Genomic DNA, 16,657 nt, shown 5'->3' on the forward strand with positions numbered 1-16,657 from the left:
CTGCAGCTGGCCGACGTGCAGGAACAGCTGGCCCACCTGGAAGATACTGCGGTGCAGGCCGAACGCCAGGTGGCGGCCGCGCGTGAGCAGCTGCGTGCGGCCGAGCGCCAGGCGCAGGAGGCCGCATTCGCGCAACGATCGATGGCCGCGCGCCGGGCCGAACTGCAGCGCCAAGCCCACACCGCGCAGGAGCAGCAGTCGCGTCTAATGGCCGAATCCGATCATTTGCAGACCGAGCTGCAGCGCTTGACCGACGACGCCGCGCGCACCGGCCTGCAGGATGCGTTGGCCGAGCGCCAGCGGCGCGACGCAGCCCTGGCCGCTGAGCGCAGCCGCTACGACGAGCTGACCGCGCGGCTGCGCGCGGCGGACGAGCACCGGCTGCGTGGTGAGCGCGAACTCGACCCGCTGCGCGCGCGCATCACCGATTACCAACTCAAGGAGCAGGCGGCACAGCTGGCCCTGGACCAGTACAGCCAATGGCTGGCGGGGGCAGGGGTCGATCTGGAGGCAGTCGGCCAGTCGGTCGAGACCGATGGCGTGCGCCTGCAAGGCCTGCCAGGAGAGATCGACCGTCTGCAGCGCGAGATCGCGGCTTTGGGGGCGGTCAATCTTGCGGCCCTGGAGGAACTCAGCGCCGCGCGCGAGCGGCAGCGGTTTCTGGCCAGCCAGTCGCAGGACTTGCAGCAGGCTATCCAGACGCTGGAGGACGCCATCCGCAAAATCGACGCCGAGACGCGTGCGCTGCTTGCCCACACCTTCGAGACCGTCAACGGCCACTTCGGCCGCATGTTCCCTGAATTGTTCGGCGGCGGCCAGGCGCGCCTGATCATGACCGGTGAGGAGATACTGGATGCGGGCGTGCAGGTCATGGCCCAACCCCCGGGCAAGAAGAATCAGACCATCCACCTGCTGTCCGGCGGCGAAAAGGCGCTCACCGCCATCGCCCTGGTGTTTGCGATCTTTCAGCTCAATCCGGCGCCGTTTTGCTTGCTGGACGAGGTGGACGCCCCGCTGGACGACGCCAACACGGAACGCTACGCGCGGCTCGTGACCCAAATGAGCCGGGAGACCCAGTTCCTATTCATCAGCCACAATCGCATCGCCATGGAAATGGCCCAGCAGCTCGTGGGGGTGACCATGCAGGAGCAGGGCGTCTCGCGCATCGTCGCTGTCGATATCGCCAGCGCCGTGTCCATGATGGAGAACCCCACACCATGACGCTGAGCCCCTTGCAAATCGGCTTGATCGCCGTCGGCGTGGCCGTGCTCTTGGGCGTTTGGGCTTACCACCGCTGGCAGGTGCGGCGGCTGGCACCGCGCCGCGCCCCTGCCGCCCAGGGTGCCCCTGCCGATTCGGAAGGAATGCCGGACAGCACCGATCGGCTTGAGCCCACCTTGGGCGCCGATGCCGCTGCCACCCCCAGCCCCGACCGCACCAGCGCCCCACCTGCGGCGAGGCCAGGGGGGGTGTCGCCGCGGCTGGACGTGATCGTGCCGCTGCAACTGGAAAAGCCGGTCTCGGGCGACGCCGTGCTGCAGTCCCTGCCGGGCACACGGCGCATTGGCAGCAAACCTTTCTTCATCGAGGGCCTGCCCGAGGACGCCACCGCCGGCGACGCCTGGGAGCCCCCGCATCTGGGACGGCGCTACCGCGCCCTGCGCGCCGGGCTGCAGCTGGCCAATCGGGCTGGCCCGCTTAACGAAATCGAGTATTCCGAATTCGTCCAAAAGCTGCAAGCCTGGGCCGAGCACCTGATGGGCGCGGCCGACTTCCCAGACATGATGGCCGTCGTGCAGCAAGCCCGCGCGCTGGATCAGTTCGCCGCCGCCCACGACGTCCAGCTCATCTTCACCCTGCGGGCCCAGCGCGCCGCTTGGAGTCCGGGTTATGTGACCCAGCACGCCAGCCGCTTGGGCTTCGTGCCCGGGCCGCTGCCCGGCCGCATGGTTTGGCCGTCCACGCAGCCGCGCGCAGCGCCGGTGCTGGTGCTGCAGTTCGAAACCCAGGCCGCGCTGGCCGATGACCCGGAACTCGCCGTGCTGCGCGAAGTCCGCCTAACCCTCGAAGCCACCCATGTGCCGCGCGAGGAGCGCCCTTATGAGCGCTTGCGCGAACTGTCCGCAGCGCTGGCCGCGTCGATGGACGGTAGGGTGACGGATGAGGCCGGTCGGCTGCTGGATGCCGAGGCGCTGGATCGCATCGGCGCAGAGTTGGAATCGCTCTATCAAGCCTTGGAGGAGCGGGCATTTCCGGCGGGGTCGCCCGACGCCCGACGCTTGTTCAGTTAGCGATGTGTGGATCGGCTGGCCGTAACTGACCGAGGCGGCGCTGTCCGCCTGCTTGGTCAGTCGATATCGCTGGTGTGCACGCCAAACTGCCCACGGCGGCGGTCGTCGAAGTACAGGCGCAGCGTCTCGTGCACGGTGCGGAAGGCCAGTTCCTCCCACGGGACTTCGCGCTCGTGGAACAGCCGCGCCTCCAGCGTCTCGTGCCCTGGGGCGAAACGATCGCTCAACAGCCGCGCCCGGTAATAGATGTGCACCTGGCCCACGCGGGCCACATTGAGCAAGGTAAACAAGCCCTCAAGCGCGATCTGCGCACCGGCTTCCTCCACCGTCTCGCGCAGGGCGCCCTGTTCGGTCGTCTCCCCCAACTCCATGAAGCCTGCCGGCAGCGTCCACTTGCCCCGGCGCGGTTCGATGGCGCGCCGGCACAGCAACACCTGGGCACCATCCTGTCCCCAATACGGCACGGTCCCCACGACGTTGAGCGGGTTTTCGTAGTGGATGGTGCCACACGAGGGGCAAACCGCCCGCACCCGGGTATCCCCGTCGTCGGGAATGCGGTACTCGACCGCGGTGGCGCAGACGCGACAAAACCGGATGGGGCTGCGGAACATGCCAGCAAGTGTAGTGCCGCCCCAACCCATCTGCTGGGGCAGGGCAGGGCGGGCTTAGGCCTGGGTGTGCTTCTCGATCAGCTTACGGGCCGTCTCCAGCAGCTCGCGGCCGTTGAGACCGCGCTTGTCCATGTCCCGTATCCATTCGACTTCCACCTGGCGCGCTTTGCGGCGGAACTCCTGCGCTTCGGCCAGCCCGATGGTGTGGATCTTGTTACCGCGGTCCACGGCCAGCTGGCGTGCCGGCGCATCGCCCGCCTGCTGGATACGCCCCAGAAGGGCAGACGTTTCGATGCCCGAGTTGGCGTCGATCACTTTCTTGAGGTCGGGCGGCAGCGAGGCGTAACGCGCCTTGTTCATGCCCATGACGAAGGTGGTCGTGTAGAGCGCACCGCCCTTGGGGTCGAACTCGCTGTGGTAGCCGACCAGCTCATGCACCTTGACCGAGGGTACCACCTCCCAGGGAATGACGCAGCCGTCGATGACGCCTTTGGATAGCGCATCGGGGATCTGCGGCAGCGGCATGCCGACTGGGGTGGCGCCCAGGTAGCCCAGCATTTTGGTGATCTGGCGCGTCGGGCCGCGCATCTTGAGGCCGCGCAAATCGTCCGGTTGCGTGATCAGGCGCGTTTTGACATGGAACATACCCGGGCCGTGCACCTGCAAGGCGATGGGATGAATGTCGCGGTACTCGTCGGCGCCCTTGGTCTGGATGTACTCCCAGAAGGCTTTGGAGGTGGCCTCTGCGTTCGTCATCATGAACGGCAGCTCGAACACCTCGGTGCGCGGGAAGCGCCCTGGGGTGTTGCCTGGCAGCGTCCAGACGATGTCCACCACGCCGTCCTTGGCCTGGTCGTAAAGCTGAACTGGCGAGCCGCCAAGTTGCATCGCGGGATAGGCCTCGAACTTGATGCGCCCGCCCGAGTCCTTTTCCACCTTGTCCATCCATGCCTTGTGCATCTTCAGCCACACGTTCGAGGCGGGCGACATGAAGGTGTGGAACTTGAGCGTGACGCTCTGCTGAGCAAAACCGATCAGGCCAGGGGCGCCCAGCACGGCGGCGGCACCCGATTTCAGCACGGTGCGGCGGTGGATCATGGCATCGAATTCCAGACAATGTCGAAAAAGACCCCCCAAGCGCCACGCCCGCTGCATCAATAGGCGTTGGGGTGACGTTTGGGCGGCGACGGCACGCCGCGCAGTGTAGCCGAAAGAGACGGCGGTCCAGGCGCGCTGCATCGGGAAGTGCCGGTGCTGCGACACAGCCGCTAGACTGCGGGGTTGTCCCGTTTCCCGCTGTGGATGTGATGAAGCTTTACAACTACTTCCGCTCCGGCACCTCGTTTCGGGTGCGCATTGCCCTGCACCTCAAAGGCCTCGATTACGAATACATCCCCGTGCACCTGGTCAAAGGGGAGCAGCATGGCGATGCCTACCGGGCACTCAGCCCCGATTCGCTCGTTCCGCTGCTCGATGTCGAGGGTAATCCCGACCGTGCGCACCTGAGCCAATCGATGGCCATCATCGAATACCTGGATGAAACCCACCCCGAGCCACCGCTGCTGCCGCGCGATCCGCTTGGCCGCGCGCGGGTGCGGGCGCTGGCCCAGACCGTGGCCTGCGACATCCACCCGATCAACAACCTGCGTATCCTCAAATACCTGGCGGGACCGCTGGGCCTGTCGGAGCAGCAGCGCACCGACTGGTACAACCATTGGGTGATGGAGGGCCTGCGCGCCTACGAGCGCCGCCTGAACGATCTGGCCCAAGAGCGTGCCCGCTTGGGCCTGCCGCCCTCGGTCTATTCTTATGGCGATACCCCCACACTGGCCGACTGCTGCCTGGTGCCGCAGATCGTCAATGGGCAGCGCTTTGGCTTGGAGTACGAGGGCATCCCGTTGACGCTGGCGGTGTTCGAGCGTTGCATGCAACTCGACGCTTTCCAGCGTGCGCACCCGTCGCGCTGCCCTGATGCCGAATGATGCCGAACGATGCCGATTTTGCCCCGCCCATCGAGGGGGTTCGCGGGGGAATGGTCGGGCTCCTGGCCGACGTCGGCCCAGGGGCGCACGGTTGGATGAGTACCCGTGTCGGCGGGGTGTCGGGCGGGCCGTGGGCGTCGCTGAATCTGGGCGATCATGTGGGCGATGCCCCCGCCGCCGTGGCATGCAACCGCCAGCGATGGGCGCAGGCCCTTGGAGTACGACCGATTTTTTTGCGGCAGGTCCACGGTGCGGCCGTGGTGCAGCTCGATCGGACGACGCCGGACGGCATCGAGGCCGACGCCTGCTGGACCGACGCGTTTGGGCTGGCCTGCACTGTCTTGGTTGCCGACTGCTTGCCGATCTTGATGGCTGCAGCGGATGGGCGATCGGTCGCGGCGGCCCATGCGGGCTGGCGGGGGCTGGTGGGGCGCGACGGTTACGGCGTGCTCGAAGCCCTATGCGCCCAGTGGCCCGCCGCCCAGGATCCCGAGCGCCGGCACTCGATTCGGGTCTGGATCGGCGCAGCGATCGGCCCACAGGCCTTCGAGGTGGGCGACGATGTGCGCGACGCCTTCGCGGCGGCATGCCCCAGCGATGTCGAGGCCTTTTGTCCCTCGCACCAAACCCCGGGCCGCTGGCTGGCCGATCTGCCCGGCCTGGCGCGGCGGCGCTTGGCGCGCTTGGGCTTTGGCCTGGTCAAAGGCAACGACGGTACCCCCGCATGGTGCACGGTCGGCAACCCCTCACGGTTTTTCTCCCACCGGCGCGATGCGGGATTCCTGGGCAGCAGCGGCAGGCTCGCTGCGGCCATCTGGCGCGCTTGACTCCAGCGCCGCGATCGCCTGCCGGCGACGCGCTTTGCGCCGCAATGGCGTTCCCATCAGGTAGATGGCCAGCCCCATCGGACCCACGCCGTACAGCAGCAGGGTGAAAAAGGCGCCCAGCACGGAGCCCTGTGGACTGAGGGCCTCAGCGATCGTCATCATCACAACCACATAACCCCAGGCAAGGAGGACGAGGTACATTGGCGGAGGTCTCGAGAAGGGGGACGAGCGTTCGATCTCAATGGCAAAGCAGACCGCCCTGTCAGCCTCATGGAAGGCATTCCTGCGAGACTGCATCCATCCTGCGCAGCTTGCGACGCGTGACGCGGCGTTGCGCAGGTGAGCGCGGACACGGCATGACTCGCATTGTCATTCAAACGACGGCCGAGCGCGATACCATGATGGTCAAAACCCGACAGGAGACAAGCGCATGACGCAATCCCGCACCGACGGCCAACCGTCCTGGATCGAAGGGTCGCAGCAAGCCTTTGCGCAATGGACTCAGGCGGTGCGGGCGGCGCTGCACGGAATGGGATGGACGGGTCCTGCAGCCTCTGCTGGGCCCGCCGGATCGGGTGGGGGGCGGATTGAGGGCCTGACAGAGCTGCTGGGCCGACTCGGGGGGACGGCGTTGCAGTTGGACCCTGGCGTGTGGGCCGAAATTCAACGGGATTATCTGCGCGAGGTCGCTGAGCTGTGGCAGCAGGGCTTGCAAGTCCAGCCACCGCGGCAGGATCGCCGCTTTGCGGCCGACGCCTGGGCGCGCAATCCCGTGGCGTCCTACAGTGCGGCGTTGTATCTGCTCAACGCCCGCACGCTCATGCGCATGGCCGAGGCCGTGCAGGCCGACGCCAAGACCCAGGCGCGCATCCGCTTCGCGGTGCAGCAGTGGATCGACGCCACCGCGCCGAGCAACTTTCTCGCCTTTAACGCCGAGGCCCAGCAAAAAGCCCTGGACACCCAGGGCGAGAGTATCGCCAAGGGCGTGCAAAACCTGCTCAACGATATGAAGCAGGGGTTCGTTTCCACGACGGATCACAAGGCCTTTGAAGTCGGGCGCAATGTCGCCACCACCGAGGGGCAGGTGGTATTCGAAAACGAATACTTTCAGCTGATCGAGTACAAGCCGCTGACCGCGCGCGTGTACGAGCGGCCCTTCCTCGTCGTGCCGCCGTGCATCAACAAGTATTACATCCTGGACCTGCAGCCGGACAACTCCTTCCTGCGCTATGCGGTCGAGCAAGGCCATCGTACCTTCGTCATCAGCTGGCGCAACCCGGACGCCACGCTGGCGCAGGCCACCTGGGACGACTACATCGAGCATGCCGTCATCCGCGCCATCGACGTGGTGCGTGAAATCGGCAAAGCCGACACCATCAACGCGCTGGGCTTTTGCGTCGGCGGCACCATGCTCGGCACGGCGCTGGCGGTGCTGGCTGCGCGCGGTGACCGCAAGGTCGAAAGCGTCACCTTCCTGACCACCCTGCTGGACTTCACCGACACCGGCGTGCTGGATGTCTTCATTGATGAGGCCTTCGTCGCGCTGCGCGAGCTGCAGTACGCGCACGGCGGTTTGCTGCCTGGGCGGGATCTGGCCACCACATTCAGCTTCTTGCGCCCGAACGACTTGGTTTGGAACTACGTCGTTGGCAACTACCTCAAGGGTGAGACACCGCCGCCGTTCGACCTGCTGTACTGGAACAGCGACAGCACCAACCTGCCCGGCAAGTGGTACGCGTGGTATCTGCGTCACACCTACCTACAAAACGAACTGTGCCAGCCAGGCAAGCTGACCGTCTGCGGTGTGCCGGTGGACCTCGGCGCGATCGATATCCCGGCCTATGTCTACGGCTCGCGCGAGGACCACATCGTGCCGATCGGTGGCGCCTATGCCACCACGCGCCATCTCGGTGGGCCGATGCGTTTCGTCATGGGCGCCTCGGGTCACATCGCCGGCGTCATCAACCCTGCGGCAAAGGGCAAGCGCAGCTTCTGGACTGGCCCCGAGGGGCACTTCCCCGAATCGGTGGACGACTGGATCGCCGCCGCCACCGAGCACAAGGGCAGTTGGTGGACCGACTGGACCCCGTGGCTGGCGGCGCACGGCGGCCGCCAGATCCCGGCCCCGCGCAGTCGCGGCAACCGTCGCTACCGCCCGATCGAGCCGGCGCCAGGCCGCTATGTGCGTGTCAAGGCCGACGAGGCCCTGGCCACGCTCCTCGCTACACCCATTTCCCCCGTTCCCTCCACACAAAAAGGATGAATCCCATGGATGAGATCGTCATCGTTGGCGCCGTGCGCACGGCCATTGGCAAGTTTGGTGGCACACTCGCCAAGACCCCCGCGACAGATTTGGGGGCCACCGTTATCCGTGCCCTGCTGGCGCGCACCGGCGTGCCAGCCGAGCATGTCGGCGAAGTCATCATGGGACAGGTTCTGGCCGCCGGTTGCGGCCAGAATCCCGCGCGCCAGGCCGCCATGAAGGCCGGCGTACCCAAGGAAACCCCCGCTCTGACCATCAACGCCGTGTGCGGCTCGGGCCTGAAGGCCGTGATGCTGGCGGCGCAGGCGGTGGCCTGGGGCGACAGCGAAATCGTCATCGCCGGCGGTCAGGAGAACATGTCTCTGTCCCCACATGTGTTGCTGGGCAGCCGTGAGGGCCAACGCATGGGCGACTGGAAGATGATCGACTCGATGATCGTCGATGGTCTATGGGATGTCTACAACCAATACCATATGGGCATCACCGCCGAAAACGTCGCCAAGGCGCACGGCATCACGCGCGAGATGCAGGACGCCTTCGCGCTGGAAAGCCAGCGCCGCGCCGCCGCCGCACAGGACGCGGGCAAGTTCAAGGATGAAATCGTGCCGGTGACCATCCCGCAGCGCAAGGGCGATCCGGTCGTCTTCGATACCGACGAATACCTCAATCGAAAAACCAGCGCCGAGGCACTGGCGGGCTTGAAGCCTGCCTTTGACAAGGCGGGCAGCGTCACGGCAGGCAACGCCAGCGGCATCAACGATGGAGCCGCCGCGGTGATGGTCATGCGCGCGAGCAAGGCCGCCGCACTCGGACTCAAACCCATGGCACGCATTGCCAGCTTCGGAACCAGCGGGCTGGACCCGGCCACGATGGGCATGGGCCCGGTCCCGGCATCGCAAAAAGCCTTGGCGCGCGCCGGCTGGTCGGTGGCCGACGTCGATCTGTTCGAGCTCAACGAAGCCTTCGCGGCCCAGGCCTGCGCGGTCAATCAGGCGCTGGGCGTCGATCCCGCCAAGGTCAACGTCAATGGCGGTGCCATCGCGCTGGGCCACCCCATCGGTGCTTCGGGCTGCCGTATCCTGGTTACGCTGCTGCACGAAATGCAGCGCCGCGACGCCCACAAAGGGCTGGCTGCGTTGTGCATTGGCGGCGGCATGGGCGTTTCGCTCTGCGTCGAGCGTTGACCCCGCTGTCCCAGTTTTTGCTTTGTCACCCGTTCAACACATCGAGGAGCAGTTTCATGAGTCAACAACGCGTCGCCTACGTCACTGGCGGAATGGGCGGCATCGGCACCGCCATTTGTCAGGCACTCTACAGAGCCGGTCACAAAGTTATTGCCGGCTGCGGCCCGACCCGCGACTACCAGAAGTGGTTGGACGAGCAAAAGGCGCTCGGCTATACCTTCTACGCCAGCGTGGGCAACGTAGGCGACTGGGACAGCGTCGTGCAGGCTTTCGCCAAGGCCAAGGCCGAGCACGGGCCGATCGATGTGCTGGTCAACAACGCCGGCATCACGCGCGACCGTCTGTTCGTCAAGATGACCAAGGAAGATTGGGATGCCGTCATCAACACCAACCTGACCTCCATGTTCAACGTCACCAAGCAGGTGGTGTCCGACATGATCGAGCGCGGTTGGGGGCGCATCATCCAAATCTCTTCGGTCAACGGCGAGAAGGGCCAGGCCGGCCAAACCAACTACTCGGCGGCCAAGGCCGGTATGCATGGCTTTACCATGGCCCTGGCGCAGGAACTGGCTTCCAAGGGGGTTACCGTCAACACCGTCAGCCCCGGTTACATCGCCACCGATATGGTCAAGGCCATCCGCCCCGACGTGCTGGAAAAAATCATTGCCACCATCCCCGTCAAGCGCCTGGGCGAGCCGCGTGAGATTGCCTCCATCGTCGCCTGGTTGGCCAGCGACGACGCGGGCTTTACCACAGGAGCGGACTTTTCCTGCAACGGCGGCCTGCACATGGGCTGATGATCCCCTGCCGCCTTCGCAGCGTGCCCGCCTTTGGCGGGCTTTTTGCTGGGTGTCGGAGATAATCGCGGCCCCATGAGCGAATCTTTGCCCCACCCTAGACACAATCCCTGGCGCCTGAGTGTGGCGCCGATGATGGAATGGACCGATCGCCATTGCCGCTGGTTCCACCGTCAGCTCACCCGCCATGCACGCCTGTACACCGAGATGGTCACCACGGGCGCCTTGTTGCACGGCGATGTGGCGCGTCAACTGCGCTTTGGGACGGAAGAGCACCCGGTGGCCCTGCAACTGGGCGGCCATGTCCCGCGCGAGCTGGCGGTGGCGGCGCGCATGGGCGAGGCCTGGGGCTACGATGAAATCAACCTCAACTGCGGCTGTCCCAGCCCGCGCGTACAGCGCGGGGCTTTCGGCGCCTGTTTGATGGCGCATCCGCAGCTGGTGGCGGACTGCGTGCGCGCCATGTGCGACGCCGTGCGCGTGCCGGTGACGGTCAAGCACCGCATCGGCATCGACCGGGTGGAAGACTACGGCTTTGTGCGCGACTTCGTCGGCACCGTGGCTGAGGCGGGGTGTGCGGTGTTCATCGTGCATGCGCGCAACGCCTGGCTGGAAGGCCTCAGTCCCGCTGAAAACCGCACCGTGCCGCCCCTGCGCTATGGCGTGGTGCACCGCCTCAAGCGGGATTTTCCGCAGTTGACGATCGTCGTCAACGGCGGGATCACCATCGATGCCCAGGTGGCGGAGCACCTGGCCCAGGTGGACGGGGTGATGGTGGGCCGACAGGCCTACCACAACCCGTGGTGGATGGCCTCGTGGGACGCAGCATACTTTGGCGCGCCACACTCCGTGTCCGACCGTGACGCGGTGGAGGCGCGCATGGTCGAGTATATGGAGCGCGAAGGCCCGTCTTTGCCCGGCGGCTGGTATGCCATAGCGCGCCACATGCTGGGACTGCGCCACGGCCAACCCGGGGCGCGCCGCTGGCGACAGGTCTGGAGCGACCATCGTCTCAAACACCGGCGGCCGCACGAGGTGGCCACGCTTGCCCGAGCAGCGCTGCGAGCCCCCGCGTCCAGCGCCGCGTGATGCGCGCACGGCGCCCACCGCCTGCCCGTCACACCGCTGCCTGCAAGCCGTTGGCAAAGTGCACCCGCACCGCTTGCGCGGCCCCAGCGGCATCGCGTCGGCGCACGGCGTCTAGGATGGCACGGTGCTCAGCCAGCGACTCAGCAATCCGCCCCTGCTTGAACAGCGAGCCGTGGCGATTGAGCTTCATGACCTTGCGCAGGTCGTTGACCACTTGCTTGCGCCAGCGGTTTTGCCCCAGATCGAGCAGGCGCAGGTGAAACGCCTCGTTGAGCTCGAAGAAACGCTCACGTGACCCCGTTTCGGGGTCGGCAGCGGCTTCTAGCTCGGCATGCAGCCGCTCCAGCGCGGCCAGATCATCTTCGGTTGCGCGCCAGCACGCGGCCTCGGCTGCGTCGGCTTCCAGCAGAGCCAGCAGCTCGTACACCTCGCGCAGGTCCTGTTGCGACACCTCGGTGACGTAAGCGCCGCGGCGCACCTTCATGGTCACCAGCCCCTCGGCTGCCAGCACCTTGATCGCCTCGCGCAAGGGCGTGCGGCTGATGCCCAGCTCCTCGGCGATTTTGAGTTCGTCGATCCAGGCACCGGGGGGCAGCTCGCGGCGAAAAATGCGCTGGCGCAGCAGCTCGGCCACCTCTTCGTACAGTGCGCGCGACAGCAGGGGAACGGCAGTCATGGGGGCGATGATAGCGTCAGTCGGATTCTGTATCAATAATTATGAATGCGTTAAACTCAGCATTGAACACCGTTGTCGTCAACATCGCATGCGTTCGCTTGCGATGGGCGCTGTGCGGTTTGCCTGCCTTTACCGACCGTCATCCATCTGCCGATCCCAGGGGGTCACATGTCCGATATCGAATTCCGCACCGCCACACTGGCCGATTGGGAGGCCGCCGCCCGCAAATCCCTCAAGGGCGGCTCGCTCGAGCAGCTCCATTGGCTGACACCCGAGGGCATCACGGTCAAGCCGCTGTACACCGCTGCCGACCTGCAGGGCTTGCGGTATACGGACACGCTGCCGGGCTTCGAGCCTTTCATCCGCGGGCCGCAAGCGACCATGTACACCGTGCGCCCCTGGACCATCCGCCAGTACGCGGGCTTTTCCACGGCCGAGGAATCCAACGCCTTCTACCGCAAGGCGCTGGCGGCAGGGGCGCAGGGGGTGAGCGTCGCCTTCGATTTGGCCACCCACCGCGGCTACGACAGCGACAACCCGCGCGTGGTCGGCGACGTGGGCAAGGCGGGCGTGGCCATCGACAGCGTGGAGGACATGAAGATCCTGTTCGAGGGCATCCCGCTTGACCAGGTGAGCGTATCCATGACGATGAACGGCGCGGTGTTGCCGGTGCTGGCAGGCTATATCGTCGCGGCCGAGGAACAGGGGGTGGCGCAGGAGCAACTCTCTGGGACCATCCAGAACGACATCCTCAAGGAGTTCATGGTCCGCAACACCTACATCTACCCGCCAGAGCCCTCGATGCGCATCATCGGCGACATCATCGAGTACACGGCGCGGCACATGCCCAAGTTCAACTCGATCAGCATCTCCGGCTACCACATGCAAGAAGCCGGCGCCAACCAGGCGCTGGAGCTGGCCTTTACGCTGGCCGACGGCAAGGAATACGTCAAGACGGCACTGGCGCGCGGCATGAATGTGGACGACTTTGCCGGGCGGCTGAGCTTCTTTTGGGCGATCGGAATGAATTTCTATCTCGAGATCGCCAAGATGCGCGCCGCGCGGCTGCTGTGGTGCCGCATCATGAAAGGCTTTGGCGCCCAGAATCCCAAGAGTCTGATGCTGCGAACCCATTGTCAGACCAGCGGTTGGAGTCTGACTGAGCAGGATCCGTACAACAACATCGTGCGCACCACCATCGAGGCGATGGCGGCGGTGTTTGGCGGCACGCAGAGCCTGCACACCAACAGCTTCGACGAGGCCATCGCGCTGCCGACTGAGTTCAGCGCCCGCATCGCGCGCAACACCCAACTCATCATTCAGGAAGAGACCCATATCTGCAACGTGATCGATCCCTGGGCCGGCAGTTACATGATGGAAAAACTCACCCAGGACATGGCGGACAAAGCCTGGGCCATCATCGAGGAAGTGGATGCCATGGGCGGCATGACGCAGGCCGTCTCCAGTGGTTGGGCCAAGCTCAAGATCGAGGCCAGCGCCGCCGAAAAGCAAGCGCGCATCGACAGCGGCAAGGACGTCATCGTCGGCGTGAACAAATACCGGCTGGCCAAGGAGGACCCGGTCGATATTCTGGAAGTGGACAATCTCAAGGTGCGCGAGGCGCAGATCGCGCGGCTGCAGCGCATCCGCGCCACGCGCGACGCCGCCGCAGTGCAGCGTGCGCTGGATGCGCTGACCGAGTGCGCGCGCTCGGGGCAGGGCAATCTGCTGGCGCTCAGCGTCGAGGCCATCCGCTTGCGGGCCACCGTTGGCGAGGTCTCCGACGCGCTGGAAAAAGTCTTTGGGCGCCACCGCGCCGATACACAAAAGGTGACCGGGGTGTATGCCGCTGCCTACGACTCAGCCGAAGGGTGGGAAAAGCTCCAGCAGGAGATCGCCGCCTTTGCCGAACAGCACGGCCGCCGCCCGCGCGTGATGATCGCCAAGCTCGGCCAGGACGGCCATGACCGCGGCGCCAAGGTGGTGGCCACCGCGTTTGCCGACCTGGGCTTCGACGTGGATATGGGGCCGCTGTTCCAGACGCCAGAAGAATGCGCCCGGCAGGCGATCGAAAACGACGTGCATGCCGTGGGCATCTCCACATTGGCTGCGGGTCACAAAACGCTGGTGCCGGCCATCATCCAGGCGCTGAAAGACCAAGGGGCGGATGACATCATCGTCTTTGTCGGCGGCGTCATCCCTCGGCAAGACTATGAATTCCTGTATGAGGCTGGCGTCAAAGGCATCTATGGCCCCGGCACCCCCATCCCTGCCAGCGCCAAGGATGTGCTGGAGAAGATCAAAGAAGTCTTGGCTCGATAATGGATGAGGCCGTCACGCCCCCTCGATGGCTAGCTGAGGTGCTGCGGGGCTCGCCCCCGCAAAAGCGCCGGGCCATGGCCAAGGCCATCACGCTGCTGGAATCCACTCGGCCCGACCACCGGCGCGAGGCCGATGCGCTGCTCAACGCCTTGCTGCCGCATACAGGGCGGGCGTTTCGCCTGGGCATCAGCGGTGTGCCGGGGGTGGGCAAAAGCACCTTCATCGAGGCGCTGGGCCTGTACCTGATCGGGCACGGGCACCGCGTGGCCGTGCTGGCGGTCGATCCGAGCAGCAGTGTCTCGGGCGGCTCCATCCTGGGCGACAAGACGCGCATGGAGCGTCTTAGCGTGCACGAGCATGCCTACATCCGGCCCAGCCCGAGTGGGGGGAACCTGGGTGGCGTGGCGGCCAAGACGCGCGAAGCGATGCTGGTTTGCGAGGCGGCGGGCTACGACATCGTAATCGTCGAGACGGTCGGCGTCGGCCAGAGCGAGACGGCGGTAGCCGACATGACCGACATGTTCTGCGTACTGCAACTGCCCAATGCGGGCGACGACCTGCAGGCGATCAAAAAGGGCATCATGGAGTTGGCGGATCTGGTCGTCATCAACAAGGCCGATCTCGACCCCGACGCAGCCACGCGCGCCCAGGCCCAAATCACGTCGGCGCTGCGCCTGCTCGGGCTGCATGGGCGACCAGACACGGCGCATCACGACTCGACGGTCTGGCATCCACGCGTCATCCAGCTCAGTGCCCTGCAGGGCCGGGGAGTGGATGGCTTTTGGCAGGCAGTCAGCGATTACCGGCGCTTGCAGCAGGCCAACGGACGGCTGGCCGCCCGCCGCCAGCGACAGGCCCGTGCCTGGATGTGGGAGCGCATCGACAGCGGCCTGCGCGAGGCGTTTGCCCACCATGCCGCCGTGCGCGAGCGCCTGCCCCAACTGACCGAAGAGGTGCTGGCCGGGCGCATGGTGGCCTCGGCTGCTGCGCGCGCCTTGCTGGCCGCCTTTTTCCGCGCCTTGCCGATGGGCGACGATGCGAGCCCTTCATCTTCCCTGAACGACAGGAGCCAGTGACTATGCAAGACATTCTCGAGCAGCTCGAGCGCAAGCGCGCCGCCGCCCGCCTGGGCGGCGGCCCCAAGCGCATCGAGGCGCAGCACGCCAAAGGCAAGCTCACCGCGCGCGAGCGCATCGAAGTCCTGCTCGACGAAGGCACCTTCGAGGAATGGGACATGTTCGTCGAGCACCGCTGCACCGACTTCGGCATGACCGAGCAGAAGGTGCCTGGCGACGGCGTGGTCACCGGCTACGGCATGATCAACGGCCGCTTGGTGTTCGTTTTCAGCCAGGATTTCACCGTCTTTGGCGGTGCGCTCTCCGAGGCGCATGCCGAGAAGATCTGCAAGATCATGGACCAGGCGATGAAGGTCGGCGCGCCGGTCATTGGCCTGAACGACTCCGGTGGCGCGCGCATTCAGGAAGGCGTGGCCTCGCTGGGCGGCTATGCCGAGGTATTTCAGCGCAACGTCATGGCCAGCGGCGTGATTCCACAGATCAGCATGATCATGGGCCCCTGCGCGGGCGGGGCGGTGTATTCGCCGGCTATGACCGACTTCATCTTCATGGTCAAGGACAGCTCCTACATGTTCGTCACCGGCCCGGAGGTGGTCAAGGCCGTGACGCACGAGGAGGTCACCGCCGAAGAGCTGGGCGGCGCCATCACCCACACCACCAAAAGCGGCGTGGCCGATGGCGCGTTCGACAACGACGTGGAAGCCTTGCTCATGCTGCGCCGCTTGTTCAACTATTTGCCACTGAACAACCGCGAAAAGCCTCCGGTGCGCCCCAGCGGCGACCCGATCGACCGTGTCGAACGCAGCTTGGATACGTTGGTGCCCGACAACCCGAACAAGCCCTACGACATGAAGGAGCTCATCCTCAAGACGGTCGATGACGGCGACTTCTTCGAAATCCAGCCCGACTACGCCAAGAACATCATCGTCGGCTTCGCGCGCATGGATGGCCAGACGGTGGGCATCGTGGCCAACCAGCCGCTGGTGTTGGCGGGTTGCTTGGACATCAAGAGCAGCATCAAGGCCGCGCGCTTCGTGCGGTTTTGTGACGCCTTCAACATCCCCGTCATCACCTTTGTGGACGTGCCCGGCTTCATGCCCGGCACCAGCCAGGAGTACGGCGGCATCATCAAGCACGGCGCCAAGCTGCTCTACGCCTACGCCGAATGCACTGTGCCCAAGATCACCGTCATCACCCGCAAGGCCTATGGCGGGGCCTACGACGTGATGGCCTCCAAACACCTGCGCGGCGACGTGAACCTCGCCTGGCCCAACGCCGAGATCGCCGTGATGGGCGCCAAGGGCGCGGTGGAAATCATCTTCCGGGAAGACAAGAAGGACCCAGCCAAACTCGCCGAGCGCGAGGCCGAATACAAGCGGCGCTTTGCCAACCCCTTCGTCGCCGCCGAGCGCGGCTACATCGACGACGTCATCCTGCCGCACGAAACCCGCAAGCGTATCTGCCGCTCGCTGGTGATGCTCAAGGACAAAAAAATCGAAAACCCGTGGCGCAAACACGGCAACATCCCGCTGTGAGAGC

The 16,657-nt window shown here is 65.5% G+C and carries 13 protein-coding genes and 1 pseudogene; 11 read left to right on the forward strand and 3 right to left on the reverse strand.

From position 1 onward, the window contains the following. Both P3W97_RS04295 and P3W97_RS04300 read left to right on the forward strand, forming a co-directional pair. Positions 1 to 1,221: pseudogene (locus P3W97_RS04295) on the forward strand (chromosome segregation protein SMC); the annotation flags it as partial. Beyond that, on the forward strand, positions 1,218 to 2,291 hold the full coding sequence (locus P3W97_RS04300; protein ID WP_367184589.1) for a cell division protein FtsZ: 1,074 nt from the start codon (positions 1,218 to 1,220) through the stop codon (positions 2,289 to 2,291). The pseudogene P3W97_RS04295 and the gene P3W97_RS04300, both read left to right, overlap by 4 nt. Before the next feature lie 56 nt (positions 2,292 to 2,347). Here P3W97_RS04300 and P3W97_RS04305 read toward each other — a convergent pair whose 3' ends face one another. After that, positions 2,348 to 2,902 carry an NUDIX hydrolase gene (locus P3W97_RS04305; RefSeq protein WP_300844110.1) on the reverse strand — a complete coding sequence of 185 codons (555 nt, stop codon included), beginning with the start codon at positions 2,900 to 2,902 and terminating at the stop codon, positions 2,348 to 2,350. A 54-nt stretch (positions 2,903 to 2,956) separates the two neighbouring features. Next, complete coding sequence (locus tag P3W97_RS04310; protein ID WP_300844112.1) at positions 2,957 to 4,000, reverse strand: TRAP transporter substrate-binding protein; 1,044 nt, start codon at positions 3,998 to 4,000, stop codon at positions 2,957 to 2,959. Between the two features lie 209 nt (positions 4,001 to 4,209). Between P3W97_RS04310 and maiA the strand changes: the two genes are divergently transcribed. The 6 genes from maiA to dusA all read left to right on the forward strand — a co-directional run bounded on the left by maiA (position 4,210) and on the right by dusA (position 11,044). Beyond that, positions 4,210 to 4,884: a maleylacetoacetate isomerase gene (maiA, locus tag P3W97_RS04315; protein ID WP_300844113.1), complete on the forward strand. Its 675-nt coding sequence runs from the start codon at positions 4,210 to 4,212 to the stop codon at positions 4,882 to 4,884. A 95-nt stretch (positions 4,885 to 4,979) separates the two neighbouring features. Further along, entirely contained in the window at positions 4,980 to 5,711 is a 732-nt protein-coding gene (pgeF, locus tag P3W97_RS04320; protein ID WP_300844115.1) for a peptidoglycan editing factor PgeF, read from the forward strand. Between the two features lie 430 nt (positions 5,712 to 6,141). Continuing rightward, positions 6,142 to 7,974, forward strand: a complete 1,833-nt coding sequence (gene phaC, locus P3W97_RS04330) for a class I poly(R)-hydroxyalkanoic acid synthase (RefSeq protein WP_300844118.1) — start codon at positions 6,142 to 6,144, stop codon at positions 7,972 to 7,974. Between the two features lie 5 nt (positions 7,975 to 7,979). Further along, positions 7,980 to 9,158, forward strand: a complete 1,179-nt coding sequence (locus P3W97_RS04335; RefSeq protein WP_300844120.1) for an acetyl-CoA C-acetyltransferase — start codon at positions 7,980 to 7,982, stop codon at positions 9,156 to 9,158. A 56-nt stretch (positions 9,159 to 9,214) separates the two neighbouring features. Continuing rightward, positions 9,215 to 9,955, forward strand: coding sequence for an acetoacetyl-CoA reductase (phbB, locus tag P3W97_RS04340; RefSeq protein ID WP_300844121.1), 741 nt, complete (start codon positions 9,215 to 9,217; stop codon positions 9,953 to 9,955). Between the two features lie 75 nt (positions 9,956 to 10,030). After that, positions 10,031 to 11,044, forward strand: coding sequence for a tRNA dihydrouridine(20/20a) synthase DusA (gene dusA / locus P3W97_RS04345; RefSeq protein ID WP_300844124.1), 1,014 nt, complete (start codon positions 10,031 to 10,033; stop codon positions 11,042 to 11,044). A gap of 28 nt (positions 11,045 to 11,072) precedes the next feature. On the opposite strand, the gene P3W97_RS04350 is transcribed toward dusA, so the two are convergent. After that, a complete protein-coding gene (locus tag P3W97_RS04350; protein ID WP_300844126.1) occupies positions 11,073 to 11,720 on the reverse strand; it encodes a GntR family transcriptional regulator in 648 nt (215 codons plus the stop codon). A gap of 168 nt (positions 11,721 to 11,888) precedes the next feature. Between P3W97_RS04350 and scpA the strand changes: the two genes are divergently transcribed. Genes scpA through P3W97_RS04365 form a run of 3 tightly spaced genes read left to right on the forward strand, consistent with a single transcriptional unit; the run spans position 11,889 to position 16,653 of the window. Beyond that, the gene (gene scpA, locus P3W97_RS04355; protein WP_300844129.1) at positions 11,889 to 14,042 is read left to right on the forward strand and encodes a methylmalonyl-CoA mutase; all 2,154 of its coding nucleotides are present in this window, start codon (positions 11,889 to 11,891) and stop codon (positions 14,040 to 14,042) included. Continuing rightward, complete coding sequence (gene meaB / locus P3W97_RS04360) at positions 14,042 to 15,118, forward strand: methylmalonyl Co-A mutase-associated GTPase MeaB (protein WP_300844131.1); 1,077 nt, start codon at positions 14,042 to 14,044, stop codon at positions 15,116 to 15,118. Before scpA ends, meaB begins: the two co-directional genes overlap by 1 nt. A 2-nt stretch (positions 15,119 to 15,120) precedes the next feature. Then, a complete protein-coding gene (locus P3W97_RS04365) occupies positions 15,121 to 16,653 on the forward strand; it encodes an acyl-CoA carboxylase subunit beta (protein WP_300844133.1) in 1,533 nt (510 codons plus the stop codon). Positions 16,654 to 16,657: the final 4 nt, after the last annotated feature.

This window comes from Tepidimonas sp., assembly GCF_029335975.1.
Taxonomy (GTDB): Bacteria; Pseudomonadota; Gammaproteobacteria; order Burkholderiales; family Burkholderiaceae_C; genus Tepidimonas.